Below are 15,462 nucleotides of genomic sequence, written 5' to 3' on the forward strand. Positions count from 1 at the left end.
GCATGCTCACAAGGAGTGACCAATGCTCCGCAACATATGCGGAGCCGCAGGTGCGCATCGTCTGGCACACTGAACACGGCGTCTAATGCCCCGGCCACACTTCCGCGAATGACCCACTCACCCTCCCCGCTCACCCGGCTCCCCACCAAGCCGCGGCTCGCGCCTGTCGTTTCTCCCTCCCCCCTATGAAGGCCTGGCTCCTTTCCTTTCGCGACACGTTCATCTCCCTGAAGCTCACGCTGGTCCTGCTGGGCTTTTCGCTCGTGCTGATTTTCGCCGCGACGCTCGATCAGGTGAATCTCGGCATCTGGGCGGTGCAGGAGAAATTCTTCCGCTCGTTCGTGGTCTACACGCTCGTCGGCAACGTCGCCCTGCCGATCTTCCCCGGCGGCTACACGATCGGCGGCCTCCTGCTGCTCAATCTCTCCGCGGCGTTCGCGTTTCGCTTCACGTTTTCCTGGCGCAAGGCCGGGCTGCTGCTCTCCCACTTCGGCCTGATTATGCTGCTGGTGGGCGAACTGCTGACGGGGCTCTGGCAGGAGGACGCCCACCTGCGGTTGAACGAGGGCGAAACGAAGAACTACGCCGAGAGCTCCCGCGACAACGAGCTCGCGATCGTCGAGACGACCGATGCCCGCTTCGACGACGTCGTCACCCTGCCCGAGTCTGCGCTCGAGCACAAAACCCAGCTCCAGCACCCGAAGCTGCCGTTCCGCATTGTGCCGAAGACCTACTATCCGAATTCGACGCTGCGCAACCAGCGCGTCACGGGCGCGCCGATGAGCGACGCCGGGCCGCGCGCGACCACGGGCTCCGGCCAGGAAGTGCTCGCTGTGCCGCAACCGGTCACCTACCGCCCCAGCGAGCGCAACGTGCCGAGCGCGCTCGTCGAGCTCATCGCCGCGGACCAATCACTCGGCACGTGGCTCGTCTCGCTCCAGCTCGCCGATCCGCAGGTGTTCGAATACGCCGGCCGCCGCTTCCACCTCGCCCTGCGACCCAAGCGGACGTACCAGCCGTTCACTCTGACGCTCCTGAAGTTCACGCACGAGCGCTACGCCGGCACCGAGATTCCCAAGAATTTCTCCAGCCGGCTGCGACTCACGCAACCCGACCGCAAGGAGGACCGCGAGGTGCTGATCTACATGAACAACCCGCTGCGTTACGCGGGCTTCACGTTCTATCAGGCAGGCTTTGAAAACAACGATCGCACCACGGTGCTGCAGGTCGTGCGCAATCCCTCGTGGCTGCTGCCCTACATCGCGTGCGGGTTGATGGCGCTCGGTCTCATCCAACAGTTCGCGCTGCATCTCTTCGCCTTTGTCGGCAAACGCCGCCGCATGCCCAAAGCCACACCGGCGGCACGCGGGCCCGACGGGGTGGCGTCGGCCCCGCCGCGCAAGCCAAGCTGGCTGCCGGGCATCCTCACCGGTGTCACGGTGCTGGCGGTCGCGGCGACGTTGCGCACGCCGTCCAACCCGGGCGACTGGGACTTGGCAGCATTCGGCCGCTTGCCGACGCTCTCGAACGGGCGGCTCAAACCGCTCGACACCGTTGCGCGCTCCTCGCTGCTGCTGCTGCAAGGCCGGCAGCGCGTCACCACGCCCGACGGCACCACGCTCGCGCCGGGCGCGTGGCTGCTCGACATGTTCTTCCAGCCGGCCAAGGCCGACACGTATCAGGTGTTTGAGATCGTGCACCCGGATGTGCTGGCGCTCTTCTCGCTCATGCCGGAGGCCGGGGCCGGCGGTAAACGTTTCTCCTTTACGCAACTCGCCAAGCAGCTCGGTGAACTCGATCGACAGGCCAAGACCGCCGACACTACGGAAGCGGCGGAACGGACGCCGTTCCAGAGCGCCACGGTCCAGCTGCGCAACAGCATCGCGATTTATCAGCACCTACAGAGCACGTTCATCGCGCCCGGCAGCACCGGCTTCCTCGATCAGCTGGCGCAACTTGAAAGCGCGCTGCCAGCGCTCGCCAGCGCAATGCAAACCCAGGGTGCCGGCGCCCTGCACAGTTCCGGCCCGGCGGCGCTCGCCCTCGAGCTGGGGCGTTCGTTTGCGGTGATGGAGACGTTCGGGTTTCTGCATCCGATTCCGACCACCAATCCGACGGCGGACGGCGCCGGCTGGAAAACGGCGGGCGCGGCGTGGACCGACAGTTTTGCCCAGGGCCGCGTGGCGCCCGCCGCCCTCGCCTATGCCGCCCTCGGCCGCGCGTGGATTGCCGGTCAGCCGGTCGCTTTCAACGACACGGTGCACACGTACCAGCAGAGCCTCGCGACCACCCTGCCCGGAGCGATGCGCAAGGGCGCGGTTGAGGCCCGCTTCAATTCGTCCCAGCCGTTCTACACGAGCATGGTGCTGTACGTCGCGGCGTTTCTGGTCGCACTCGTCTCGTGGCTCCGCTGGCCCGACGTCCTCGGCCGCACTGCCTTCAACGTCGTGCTGATTGCCTTCGTCGTCGCGACCGTCGGCATCGCCGCCCGCATGTGGATCGAGTCACGGCCTCCCGTCACGAACCTGTATTCATCCGCCTTGTTCGTCGGCTGGGGCGCGGTCGGGCTCTGTCTCGTCCTCGAGTTCATCTATCGCAACGCCATCGGCAGCGTGGCGGCGGGCCTCATCGGCTTCGCGACGCTGCTCATCGCGCATCACCTCTCGCTCGGCGGCGACACGATGGAAACAATGCGCGCGGTGCTCGATTCGAACTTCTGGCTCGCGACGCATGTGGTCACCATCACGGTCGGCTACTCGGCGACCTTCCTCGCGGGCTTCCTCGCGATCATCTTCGTGGTCCGCGGGCTGTTCACGCGATCGCTGGACGCGGCGACGGGCGATGCCCTCGTCCGGATGATCTACGGCATCGTCTGCTTCGCGACGCTGTTCAGCCTCGTCGGCACCGTGCTCGGCGGCATCTGGGCCGATCAATCCTGGGGCCGCTTCTGGGGCTGGGATCCGAAGGAAAACGGCGCGCTGCTCATCGTCATCTGGAACGCGATCATCCTGCACGCGCGGATCAGCGGACTCGTTCGCCAGCGCGGCCTCGCGGTCCTGGCCATCTTCGGCAACGTCGTCACCGCGTGGAGCTGGTTCGGGGTAAACATGCTGGGCGTCGGCCTGCACAGCTACGGCTTCATGGGCGCGGCGTTCTGGTGGCTGACGATTTTCGCGGCCAGCCAGGTGGTGCTGATGGCCCTGGCGGCAGTTCCGCTCGAGAAATGGAAGAGCATGCGCGCGCGCCAGGAAATGCTTCCGGCCGCCGCCCTCACCGGTGCGCGCGGGCGCGTCGCCGCGCGCTGATCGGAACGCTCGCCCGAGCGGGATTCAGTCGCCCGGCCCGGCAACCCAGCGCCCTTCCTCGCTGCGTCCCGGAAGGCGCGCGCCTCCACCGCGAATCCAGTCCCGCCGGACGCCGCGTTTCGGCGCCCGACGTCCCGCGGGCACGACCTGCACAGCGAGCTCGCGCCTACGCCCGACCGGCGGCACCGTGCCTTGCGGCCGGCATCCCGCGGAACCCTTTCACCACCCGGAATCGTGCACGGCCTCGCCTCCTCCCTCGTGACGAACGGTTCACTGTCCCTGATCATCGTCCTGATCGTGCTACCGTCGGTCATCGCGTCCGGCCACGCCATCATCTACAAGCGCGACAGTCGCGGGGCCGTGCTCTGGGTCGGGATCATCTGGTTCATGCCGCTGCTCGGACCGCTGCTGTATTTCGGCTTCGGCATCAATCGTATCAAGCGTCGCGCGGTGCTCCTGCGCCAGTCGCTCGAACGTTACCGCGCGGCACCGTCCGTGGATCCCGGCGTGCCGGAGGATCATCTGCCGGAGGGCGCGGGCCACCTGCACGCGCTGGCGCGGGTGGTGCACACGGTCACGTCCCGGCCACTGTTGCCGGGCAATCGCATCGAGGCCCTCGTCAATGGCGACGCCGCCTACCCGGCGATGCTGGCCGCCATCGCGCGCGCCCGCCACTCGATCGCGCTGTCGACGTATATCTTCAATCGCGACCGCGCCGGCACGGAATTCGTGGCGGCGCTCGGCGACGCCGTCGGCCGCGGCGTGGCGGTGCGCGTCCTGATCGACGCCACCGGCACCTTCTTCTCGTGGCAACCGGTGCTGGCGGCCCTGCGGCGCGTGCACGTGCCCTGCGCGCGCTTCCTGCCCGCCTTCTCGCTGCTCCATCCCGTGTCGCTGAATCTGCGCAATCATCGCAAACTGCTCGTGGTCGACGGCCGGCTGGGTTTCACGGGTGGGTTGAACATCTGCGACGGACACTGGTTGCAGCGCGCGCCGCGCACGCCGGTGGCCGACCACCATTTCCAAGTCACCGGCCCGGTGGTCGCGCACCTGCAGGAGGCCTTCTGCGACGACTGGCTCTTCACGACCGGCGAAGCGCTGCGCGGCGGTGCGTGGTTCCCACCACTGGAGCCGGAGGGCGACGTCGCGGCGCGCGGCATTGCGGACGGGCCGGACGAGGATTTTGAGAAAATCCGCTGGACGCTCCTCGCGGCCCTGACCGCCGCGCGGCACTCGGTGCAGATCGTGACGCCGTACTTCCTCCCCGACACCGCACTCATCTCCGCGCTGAATCTCGCCGCGATGCGCGGGGTGCAGGTCGACATCCTGCTGCCGCTCAAGGGCGACCTGCCATTTGTGCAATGGGCGTCGGCCGCCCACTGGTGGCAGATGCTCGAGCACGGTTGCCGCATCTGGATTTCACCGCCGCCCTTTGATCACTCGAAGCTCTTCATCGTCGACCGCTGCTGGGTGTTGTGCGGTTCGGCCAATTGGGATCCGCGGAGCCTTCGTCTGAATTTCGAGTTCGATCTCGAATGCTACGACGCGACGTTCGCCCGCGAGCTGGCGGATCGATTCGAAGCGAATCTAGGGCGAGCCCACCGCATCACCGAGGCCGAGGCCAACGCCCGCGGTTTGATGGTCCGCCTGCGCGACGGCATCGCCCGCCTGTTCACGCCCTTCATGTAAAGCCCGGGCGCAGGCGGTCCACGGGCGCGGTCGAACGTTTCGCGCGCAGACGCAGACCGAAGCGCTTCACCGCCGCCGGCCATCCGTCGACGCTCGTGCAACCGTCGTTTGCCCATGGCACTTGCCCTTTGCTCCGAGGGCTCCTGATTGATCGTGGCTACGAGCGCCAGCGAGTGGTGGCTCGGCCACTCACTGGCGCTCGTAGCCACGGTTAAAGTCGGAAGGCACCCGCCGTTTCCTTATGGCCCCGCAATTACTGCGCAGGACCCCGCAAGAGTTGCGCAGCGGCTCGGGGTTGGACTATGCCATACTTGATCACCCACCGAGCCCATGACCGTTCCCACCGCCTCGCCCGCAGCGCCTCTCGATCTCGATCTCATCCGGAAATATTCGATCCCGGGGCCGCGCTACACGTCTTATCCGCCGGCGACGCGGTTCACGGCTGATTTGCCCTCGCTCCGGCTCGAGGACGCCATTGCCGACGACAACCGGCCGGGCTCGGGTCCGGTGTCGCTCTACTTCCACCTGCCGTTCTGCGAGACGCTCTGCTGGTTCTGCGGCTGCAACACCGTCATCACGCTCAAGCGCGACTCGGCCTCGGACTATCTTGACGACCTCGTGCGCGAGGTGCGCATGACGGCGGCGCGGATGGATCGCGCGCGGCCCGTCACGCAGATTCACTTCGGCGGCGGCACCCCGACGTTCTTTCCGCCGGAGCAGCTGCGCCGGCTTGGCGCGCTGATTCACGAGCACTTCACGCTGGCCCCCGACTGCGAGTTCAGCGTTGAGATCGATCCGCGGCGGCTCACGCGCGAACATGTGACGGCGCTCCGCGACATCGGGGCGAACCGGGCGTCGCTTGGCGTGCAGGACACGAATCCGCGCGTGCAGCTGGCGATCCATCGCATCCAGCCGCAGGCCGTGAACCAGCAGGCGTTCGCCTGGCTGCGGGAAATGGGTTTCCGATCGATCAATGTCGATCTGATCTACGGACTGCCGCTGCAGACGGCGGAGTCGTTCAACCAGACGATCACCGACGTGCTCACGCTTGGCCCGGACCGGCTGTCGGTCTTCAGCTACGCGCACGTGCCGTGGATCAAGCCGGCGCAGAAGATTCTGGATACACAGCAGGACCTGCCGAGCCCCGAGGAAAAGCTCGCGATGTTCGCGGTGGCGCACGCCCGGCTGCTCGCCGCCGGCTTCATCGACATCGGCCTCGATCACTTTGCGCGCCCCGACGATTCGATGGCGGTCGCCCAGCGCGAGGGCACGCTGCACCGGAATTTCCAGGGTTACAGCACCGAGGCCGGCGCCTCGTTGTATGGCTTCGGCATTTCCTCGATTTCATCGACCCCCGACACCTACCGGCAGAATCACAAGTCGATCCCCGAGTGGCGCGCGGCCCTCGATGCCGGCCAGCTGCCGGTCGAGCGCGGGTTGCGGCTGAACCGCGACGACGAACACCGGCGCGTGATCATCATGCGCCTCATGTGCGATCGCCGGCTCAACTACGCCGCCCTGTCGCGTGAACTCGGCGTGGATTTCGCCACCACCTATCGCGCTGAACTCGCCGGGCTGACGGACCTGCAGGCCGACGGCCTGATCGCGTTCACGCCAGCCGGCCTGGAGGTCACCGCGCTGGGCGGCCCGCTCCTTCGCGTGATTGCGATGCGTTTCGACGCCACGCTGCCCAAGGGCTCGACGTCGCACTCGCGCACGATCTGAGCTGCGGCGGACGATTGAAAGGAGCACTCCGGCACCCGCCCCGGGCCAGCCTGGGGCAACGGCTGCAACGCGTGAACCCGGATCCACTCGCCGGCGCTCGCGGCCACGAGTGATTCGTTCTCGTCGCATCGAAACCCACGCCCGGCTTTCTCGGCAAGGGCTGCGCTTTCAATGGCAAGGCATGCGCAGCGCGCCGCGTCGGCACCGGCGATAGTGACGTTCCCCAACCCCTCATGAACCTCCAGACCGAATATCTCGGACTCAAGCTGAACAGTCCCTTTGTCGTCGGCGCGTCGCCTTTCTGCGACAATACCGCCGTGGCGCGCCGCCTGCAGGATTCGGGCGCCGCGGCCGTCGTGATGCGCTCGCTGTTCGAGGAGCAGTTCGCCCCGCCGCCGGTGCCAGCACCCCTGGTATTCGAAAACTCCACCGCGGCCACGGAGAATTTTCCCGAGCACGCCGAGTATCAGCTTTCCCCTGACCAGTACCTGCGACAGCTGGAAAACCTGAAGGCGCATCTCACGATTCCGGTGATTGCCTCGCTCAACGCGCACCGGCCGGGCGGCTGGATCGAGTTTGCACGCCGGCTCGAGAGCGCGGGCGCGGACGCCATCGAGCTCAACTTCTATCAGGTCGTGGCGGATCCGAGCATCGACTCCGATCAGGTGGAGACGGACATGCTCGAAACGGTCGGGCTCACCGCCGGTGCCGTGAAGATTCCGATCGCCGTGAAGCTCTCGCCCTATCACACGGCCGTCGCGCAGCTCGCGGTTGCGCTCGAGCTGGCCGGCGCGGCGGGCATCGTGCTCTTCAACCGCTTTTATCAACCCGACGTGAACCCCGACGAGCTCGAGGTGCAGCCGCAGCTGCGGCTCTCGGATCCGCAGGAGCTTTTGCTCCGGCTCCGGTGGCTGGCAATCCTGTCACCGCAACTGCGCGGCTCCCTGGCCGCCACCGGCGGGATCCACACAAGCAACGGCGCGGCGAAGGCCATCCTGACGGGCGCGCACGTGGTGCAGCTTGTATCCGTTTTGTTGAAACACGGTCCGCACGTCATTCCGACCCTGCGCGACGGTCTGTTGAACTGGATGCGCGGCCACGGTTTCGAATCCCTCGACCAGTGCCGCGGGCTGCTGAACTCCCGGCGCTGTCGTGATGCGTCCGCGTTCGAGCGCGCCAACTACCTGCGCACACTGCAGAGCTGGAAGGTGTGAGTCGGCGGCGAGGGCGCGCAGCGGATCCCCCGGGGAGCAGGCGTCCTGCCCGCCTGTACCCACGTTCCGGATGCAGGCCGGCGGCCTGCGCTCCCGGGTCCCGGTCTTACGCCGGGGCGTGCAACGTCCGCAGTGCCCCGCCCTGCGCCGCGGCGGCGAGGCGGTGACCGGCGTCGATGCAGTTCGCCAGCGAGATGCCGTCGCGACAATTCCCGCCGATGAAAAGTCCTGGCGCACCCGCTTCCGCGGCGGCGATGACGTCCTTGAAGCGCCCGTAGCCGAGCGTGTACTGCGGAATGGCCCGCGGCCAGCGTTGCAGGTGCACGTAGGCGGGCTCGCCTTTCGCTCCGACCAGACGACCGAGCTCCTGCCGCACGACGTTCAGCAGCGCCGGGTCGTCGAGCTGCGCGAGTTCCGGCTGCCGGGTTCCGCCGACGAACGACGTCAGCGCGACATGTCCCTCAGGAGCGCGGCCCGGAAACAGCGTGCTCGAAAACAACGTGCCGAGAATGCCACCCTTCTCCACCTCGGGCATCAGCGCGCCGAAGCCATCGAGTGGATGCGCGACATTCTCCCGGCGATACCCCGTGAACACCGACACCACCGGCGGATGCTCGATCGCGCGCAACTCGGTGAGCCGCGCGGCCGAGGGCACGCCGTCAAAGGGCAGGCCCGCGAGCGCGTCGGCCGGCAGCGCGCACACCACCGCGGAAAATAGTTCAGTCTGATCGGCTCCGTCCCGGCCCGTGAACGCGATCTCCCACACCTCGTCGCGCCGGCGAATCGCCCTGATCTGCGTGCTCGTGCGGACCGGTTCACCGAGCTGCGCCGCAAGGGCGAGGGGCAGCTCCTCGAGTCCGTTGGGAAAGGAAAACATGCTGCCCTTCGGCCCGCCCGAGGTGTTGCGGCGCGCAATCGCCCCGCGGATCAGCGAGCCATGCTCCTGCTCGAGCGCGCGCAGTTTCGGAAAGCCGTGGCGGACGGAGAGCCGCTTCGGATCACCCGCATACACGCCACCGACAAAGGGGTTCACCGCGTAGTCAAGAAACTCGCGGCCCAGCCGGCGCACCACGAACTCCGCCACGCTTTCCTCGGCGTCGGCCGCCCCGCGCGCGCGAAACGGCTCGCCCAGCAGCGCGAGTTTCGCCCCCAGTGAAAACAAGGGCGTGGTGATGAAACGACCCGGCGAGGTTGGCATCGCCACGAGTTTTCCGCCCCGCACGATGTAGCGGTTCTGCGCGACCGGCGACGCGTAGACCCGGCGGGGGCCGAGGCCGAGGCCGGTGATGAACGTGGCAACGGACGCCGCGCCTTCGAGCATCGAATTCGGGCCCAGCTCGTGGAGCCAGCCGTCCTGTCGGTGCGTCCCGATCGCGCCACCGACCCGCGGTGAACGTTCGAACACCACCGCGCGCAGTCCGGCGCGTTCCAAGTGCCAGGCGGCGGTCAAGCCGGTGATGCCGGCGCCGAGCACCGCCACGCGTGGAACGGGATTGAGGGAATGCATTCGGTTCACTCTAGCCCGTCTTCCACGCGAAAGACAATCGGGACCCGCATGCGAACGTTGACCTTCCGCCCGCCGCGCTGGCCGGCGCGGAATTTCCAGCGGGCGACGCCTGCGACCGCGGCCTCGTTGAAACCAGGATTCGTGGTGTCGATGACATACGGCTCGAGCACCTTGCCTTCCGTATCGACGATGAACTCCACCATGACCCGGCCGCTCGCGCCATCGCGCCGCATCGCGACGGGATACCGCGGCGGGGACTGCAGCACCGGCTCCGGGGTGCGATCGAGATCCACCAGCTCGAAAATCTTGCCAATTTTCTCGGCGAGCTTGGCACCGCTGCGGAAGTTTTCCGGAATGACCGACACCTTCAGCGCGCTGAAATCGGGCTGCTCGAGCAGCGAGGCGAAATTCAGCGGTTGGACGAAATCGTTCGGCTGCGGCAGTTGCGGCAGATCCGCCTGCATGGGCACCGGCACCGTGAGATCGACCGGAGTCGCGCGCTCGTCGGACACCACGGTTTCCGGCTCCTCCAGATCCTTGAGATCGGGCATGGCCAGCGTCATCAGGATGATCCTCTCCTCCACCGGCACCACGACTTTCTTCTCGGTGTGTCGGATGCCAAACAACAGCGCGAGGTGCACGCCGGCGGAGATCAGCAACGCGGTGGCGATGGTTACCCGTGAGACGGGTCGCGCCACATAGCGCCAGGAGCCGAGTTTTTTGTCGGCCGGCGCCGCCGGGTTGGTCAAGCGCGCCGGTGGCTCCGCTGCGGGAGCTGAGAGTGGAAACGGGTAGTGGGTTATCATGGCGACAGCCTACTCCTCCGGAGGGTGTACCGGCTTCGCATCCCTTGGCGGACCGTGTGCATGGCTTGCCGGTGACGATTCGGCCGCGAACAAGCCGCTGTTTCGGAATCAACAAACCCCGCGCAGCAAACCACAAGAATAGCGTAGCCCCGCCCGCGGCTTGTGCCGATACTGCGGCATGGCCGACAACATCATTCGGATCGAGACCTGCGCCAAGTGCGGTCAACCCCCGACCGAGGGCCGCGTTTTTTGCCACGTCTATGAGGGACCGGAATGCGTCACGCTGTGCTCGGCCAAGTGCGCCCTCGATTTCGTGGAAGGTTCGCTCCCCGTCGGCGCCCACAGCAACGGACACCGTTCGCTGGACGCGATCATGGACGACCTGCGGTGGCAGCACTACGGTCATTGAGCTGACGCGAGGCCGCTGCACGCCGCCGCCTTCGGGTGGCCGGCAAGCCCCGCAACCAACCTCGTCCGGGGTTGAATCCATCGCGCACGCCCGTCCGGGAAGAAGGACGGTGCCACGCAGGATTTGCCCCGCCTGAAAGCACGGCGCGTCACACCCTCACCGTACAACAATTAATGCGCATGACTTGGCATCGGATGCACAGATTCGAGACTTCGCAGAATGCGGGCTGAACCCACACTGATAACCAAACCTTTCACCATGCCTAATCGTTGGAAATCCCGCGCCGTAACCGCCGCCGATGTCATCTCGGTGGTGAAAAGCGGCACCAACTTGTTTCTCCACGGGGCCTGCGCCACGCCCGCTCCCTTGGTGGACGCGCTCTGTGCCCGTCGCGATCTGGCTGATGTGCGGATCTATCATCTGCACACCGCGGGCCCGGCGCCTTTCGCCGACCCGGGTCGCGAGGGGGAATTCCGATCCGTCTCGCTCTTCACCGGCGCTCCGCTCCGGCAGGCGATCGCCGACAACCGCGCGGACTTCGTGCCGATTTTCCTCTCGGATATTCCGGGGCTGTTTCTGTCGCGCGCGGTGAAGCTGGACGTCGCGATCCTCCAACTCTCGCCGCCGGACGCGCACGGCCTGTGTTCGCTTGGCACGTCCTGCGACGCCGCCAAGGCCGCGGCGGACACCGCACGGGTGATCGTCGCCGAGATCAACGAACAGATGCCACGCACCCACGGCAACAATGTCATTCCCCTCGATCGCGTCCATGCGTTCGTCGCCACCGATCGTCCGCTCGTCGAGCATCACCTGGCGCCGGAGAGCGACGTCGAGGCGCGGATCGGAGAATTCGTGGCCGCCTTGGTGGAGGATGAAGCCACGCTGCAAATGGGCATCGGCGCGATTCCTGACGCCGTGCTCGCGCGGCTGCACGACCGTCGCGATCTGGGCATTCACACCGAGATGTTTTCGGATCGCGTGGTCGATCTCGTCGAGTCGGGCGCGGTCACGAACCGGATGAAATCCGTCGGTGTCGGCCGGATCGTCACGAGCTTCGTCAACGGCACGCGCCGGCTCTTCGACTTCGTGCACGACAATCCGCTCGTCGCGTTCTACCCGTGCGACTGGACGAATGACACCTCGGTGATTCGCAAGAACAAGAAGGTTGTCGCGATCAACTCCGCCATCCAGATCGATCTCTCCGGCCAGGTGTGCGCGGACTCGATCGGCCACAGGATTTTCTCCGGCATCGGCGGCCAGATGGATTTCATCCGCGGCGCCGCGCTTTCACCCGGCGGAAAACCGATCATCGCGCTGCCGTCCACCGCCTCGAGCGGCCGCATCTCGCGGCTGGTGGTGCAGCTCAACGCCGGCGCGGGGGTCGTCACGACGCGCGGCCACGTGCACTGGGTCGTGACCGAATACGGTGCGGTGAACCTCCACGGCAAATCGATCCGCGAGCGCGGCGAGGCGCTGATTTCGATTGCGCATCCGGACTTTCGCGCGGAGCTGACACGGGACCTTGCGCAAGCCCGGCATTTCTCTATGAAAACAGGCGCCACCTAAACCATGTCTGACGAATCGATCAACGCCGGGCAGAGTCGGACGCTCGTCGCCCGCTTGAAACGCTCCCAGGTCTACCGCGACTACGAGCACGCGTTTCGCGAGACGACCGGGCTGCCGATCAACCTGCGCCCGATCGAGGCGTTTGATCTCCCCCATCACGGCGACCCGAAGGAGAATCCATTCTGCGCGCTCATGGCGCAGTCGAATCACTCCTGCGCCGCGTGCCTGCAACTGCAGAAGCGCGTCGAGGTCGAGGCCCAGCTGCAGCCGAAAACGCTCAAGTGCTTCGCCGGCCTGTGCGACTCCGCCGTGCCGGTGCGCGTGGGCAACAACCTCATCGCCTTCCTGCAGACCGGCCAGATCCTGCTGCACGCGCCCGCGCAGGCGGACTTCGCGAAGGCCACGCGGGAACTGCTCAAGTTCGGGACCGAGGTGGATTTGAAGCGGCTCGAGGAGGCGTACTTCCAGTCCCGCGTCATCACCCGCAAGCAGTACGACTCCATCCTGCGGCTGCTGACCATTTTCGCGCAGCATCTCTCCGCGCTGAGCAATCAGTTGATGGTGGAGGAGGCGTCGGCGGAATCGCCCGCGATCAGCAAGGCGCGCACCTACATCTCCGAACGCCACGCCGAGGAGCTGTCGCTGACCGAGGTGGCGCGTTCGGTGAACATGAGCGCCTTCTATTTCTGCAAGACGTTCAAGAAGGCGACGGGGATGACCTTCACGGACTACCTCGCCCGGGTGCGCGTCGAGAAGGTGAAGAACCTTCTGTTGAATCCGCACAAGCGGGTCAGCGAAGCCGCCTACGAGGCGGGCTTCCAGTCGCTCTCCCAGTTCAATCGCGTGTTTCGCCGGATCGCCGGACTCTCGCCGACCACCTATCGCGATCAGTTGCACGGCACGCCGGCGGCGCATTGATCGAGGAGACCGCGGAATCCTTGATGCGCGTCAAGGCGGTCTGCCCGCATCCAGGGCAGAATGAGACGCACCCCGATCGGGGCGCCTTCTCCCATGCCCACCCTCACCTGCACTCCTGAAACCACGGTCGGTGAAATCGTCGCCGCCCAGCCCAGGCTCGCCCGGATCTTCGAACGCGTCGGCATCGACTATTGCTGCGGCGGCAAACGCAGCCTCGCCCAGGCCTGCGCCGCGCGAAAACTGGATCCGGCCACATTACTCGTCCTGCTCGAGGCGACCGCCGACTCCGCCGATGAACGCCCGATGGCGGACGCCGCGGCCCTTTCCCTCACCGCCCTTGCCGATCACATCGAGGGCACGCACCACGCGTATCTGCGCGCGGAGCTGCCGCGGCTCGTCGAGTTCGCCGATCGCGTCGCCGCCAAGCATGGCGAACGCGACGCCCGGCTGGTTGCCATCGCCGCCACCGTCCGCGAACTGGCCGGGGAGATGTTTCTGCACATGATGAAGGAGGAGGAAATTCTGTTCCCCATGGTGCGGGCCATCGAACTCGGGCAGCGCGACGCCGCGGGCCACTGCGGCAGCATCGCACATCCCATCCGCCAGATGGAGCTCGAACACGACGGTGCCGGCGCAGCGCTGGCCCGCCTGCGCGAGCTGACCGACGGCTTTACGCCGAACGCGGAGGCGTGCAACACCCACCGCGCCCTGCTGGCCGGCCTCGCCGAGCTGGAGTCCGACCTGCACGAACACGTCCACAAGGAAAACAACATCCTCTTTCCGCGTGCCCTCGACCGCGAGAGCCGGGTGCTTGCCTGAACGCCGAACCTGGCTTTGTATCGTACTACGATGGTTTCGTCCGCCTCCACGCTTTCTCACCGCGCCGTCCGCCGTCCCTGCGCCGCCAGCGCCGACCCCACCCTCACCCCGCCCGCATGAGCCTCCGTCGCGCCCTCTTCGCCACCGCCACCGGACTTGCCGTCGCCGCCACCGTCTGCGCCCAGGGCATCCCCGATTACGAACAGCCGCCGGTCAGTTACTCCGCCACGCCGGCGAACGATGCGTTTGCGAAGCTCCAGCAGCGGCTCGCGTCCGGCGAGTTGACCTTTGCCGGCAGCGAAAAGCAGATCCTGCAAGCGGTGCTGGACGCCATGGGCGTGCCCGCCTCCAGTCAGATTCTGGTGTTTTCCAAGACGAGCCTGCAGCGCGGCCGGATTCGACCCGACCGGCCCCGCGCCCTCTACTATTCAGATACGGCCTACATCGGCTGGGTCCCGGGCGGATTGATTGAAGTCGTCGCCATTGATCCGCAACTCGGGCCGGTTTTTTACGCCGTGGACGCCCGCAGCCAGCCCGGTGGCAAACCCAAGATCGAGCGCGACGGCGATTGTCTGCGCTGCCACGGCGGCAGCTTCGTGCGCGACGTTCCAGGCGTGTTCATTCGCTCCGTCTTTGCCGACGACACCGGTGAACCGCTGTTGCGCCACGGCACGGTGGTCGTCGACGACGAGACGCCGTTCGAACAACGCTGGGGCGGCTGGTACGTCACGGGCTACAAGGGCACCGCCCCCCATCGCGGCAACGTCCTCTCGACCGAACGGGACAACCAGCTGCAGTTCACGCCGTCGACGCAACGGCCCGACGAACTCTCGGGTTTCTTCGCCACGCCCGAGTACCTGCGACCCACGAGCGATGTGGTCGCGCTGCTCATCGCCGAGCACCAGATGGCGATGCAGAACAGTCTCACGCGCGCGAACTTCATGGCGCGGAAAATGACCGCGTACCAGCACGGGCTGCAGACGACGTTCAAGGAAACCGTCACCGACGAACCCGCCTACGATAGCGTGAAGAGCGTGTTTGCGAGCGCCGTTCAGGACGTGCTCGACCACCTGCTCTTTCGCAAGGCCGCGCCGCTGCCCACGGGCGTAAAGGGTCACGCCGACTTCCGCGCGGCCTTCGCCCGCCAGACGCCGCGCACGGCCTCCGGGCTCGCGCTGAAGGATCTGCAACTCGAGGACCGGCTCTTCGCCCAGCGCTGCAGTTACCTGATCTACTCCGACACCTTCCGCGGCCTGCCGGAAACGCTCAAGGTCAGGATCCTCGATCGCCTGCAGGCCGTGCTCACCAGCCGGGATCCGAAGGATCGCTACGCCTATCTGCCCGCGGACGAAAAACAGCGGATCTACGCCATCCTTATCGAGACGCACCCGGACGTGAAGCGGCGCTGGTCCGCGAAAACGGGAGCCGCGGCGAACACGCCGTCGGAATAAAGCCCGCGTCTTCCGGCCGGCCCAGTTTCGCGCCGGCAACGATTTCCAACACC

Annotated in this window: 11 protein-coding genes; 9 read left to right on the forward strand and 2 right to left on the reverse strand. The window is 66.5% G+C overall.

Annotated elements, in window-relative coordinates; genetic code table 11:
* Positions 1–185 precede the first annotated feature (185 nt).
* From ccsA to ACLJEU_RS20715, 4 genes are all read left to right on the forward strand, one after another.
* Positions 186–3,305, forward strand: a complete 3,120-nt coding sequence (gene ccsA, locus ACLJEU_RS20700) for a cytochrome c biogenesis protein CcsA (protein ID WP_414663259.1) — start codon at positions 186–188, stop codon at positions 3,303–3,305.
* Between the two features lie 234 nt (positions 3,306–3,539).
* A complete protein-coding gene (locus tag ACLJEU_RS20705) occupies positions 3,540–4,994 on the forward strand; it encodes a phospholipase D-like domain-containing protein (protein WP_414663260.1) in 1,455 nt (484 codons plus the stop codon).
* 330 nt (positions 4,995–5,324) lie between these two features.
* Positions 5,325–6,719, forward strand: coding sequence for an oxygen-independent coproporphyrinogen III oxidase (gene hemN, locus ACLJEU_RS20710; protein ID WP_414663261.1), 1,395 nt, complete (start codon positions 5,325–5,327; stop codon positions 6,717–6,719).
* Between the two features lie 233 nt (positions 6,720–6,952).
* Positions 6,953–7,933 (forward strand): dihydroorotate dehydrogenase-like protein, encoded by a 981-nt coding sequence (locus ACLJEU_RS20715; RefSeq protein WP_414663262.1) that lies wholly within the window; start codon positions 6,953–6,955, stop codon positions 7,931–7,933.
* A gap of 106 nt (positions 7,934–8,039) precedes the next feature.
* Here ACLJEU_RS20715 and hemG read toward each other — a convergent pair whose 3' ends face one another.
* Both hemG and ACLJEU_RS20725 read right to left on the reverse strand, forming a co-directional pair.
* Positions 8,040–9,440, reverse strand: a complete 1,401-nt coding sequence (gene hemG, locus ACLJEU_RS20720; protein WP_414663263.1) for a protoporphyrinogen oxidase — start codon at positions 9,438–9,440, stop codon at positions 8,040–8,042.
* A gap of 5 nt (positions 9,441–9,445) precedes the next feature.
* Entirely contained in the window at positions 9,446–10,246 is an 801-nt protein-coding gene (locus tag ACLJEU_RS20725; protein WP_414663264.1) for an energy transducer TonB, read from the reverse strand.
* A 178-nt stretch (positions 10,247–10,424) separates the two neighbouring features.
* Between ACLJEU_RS20725 and ACLJEU_RS20730 the strand changes: the two genes are divergently transcribed.
* From ACLJEU_RS20730 to ACLJEU_RS20750, 5 genes are all read left to right on the forward strand, one after another.
* Positions 10,425–10,655 carry a hypothetical protein gene (locus ACLJEU_RS20730; RefSeq protein ID WP_414663265.1) on the forward strand — a complete coding sequence of 77 codons (231 nt, stop codon included), beginning with the start codon at positions 10,425–10,427 and terminating at the stop codon, positions 10,653–10,655.
* Between the two features lie 258 nt (positions 10,656–10,913).
* Entirely contained in the window at positions 10,914–12,221 is a 1,308-nt protein-coding gene (locus ACLJEU_RS20735) for an acetyl-CoA hydrolase/transferase family protein (RefSeq protein WP_414663266.1), read from the forward strand.
* A 3-nt stretch (positions 12,222–12,224) separates the two neighbouring features.
* Positions 12,225–13,139, forward strand: coding sequence for a helix-turn-helix domain-containing protein (locus tag ACLJEU_RS20740; protein ID WP_414663267.1), 915 nt, complete (start codon positions 12,225–12,227; stop codon positions 13,137–13,139).
* A gap of 93 nt (positions 13,140–13,232) precedes the next feature.
* The gene (gene ric / locus ACLJEU_RS20745; RefSeq protein WP_414663268.1) at positions 13,233–13,958 is read left to right on the forward strand and encodes an iron-sulfur cluster repair di-iron protein; all 726 of its coding nucleotides are present in this window, start codon (positions 13,233–13,235) and stop codon (positions 13,956–13,958) included.
* 116 nt (positions 13,959–14,074) lie between these two features.
* A complete protein-coding gene (locus ACLJEU_RS20750; RefSeq protein ID WP_414663269.1) occupies positions 14,075–15,409 on the forward strand; it encodes a hypothetical protein in 1,335 nt (444 codons plus the stop codon).
* Positions 15,410–15,462: the final 53 nt, after the last annotated feature.

It is taken from the genome of Terrisphaera buseokensis, from assembly GCF_047521145.2.
In the GTDB taxonomy this organism is placed as follows: domain Bacteria; phylum Verrucomicrobiota; class Verrucomicrobiia; order Opitutales; family Opitutaceae; genus ER46.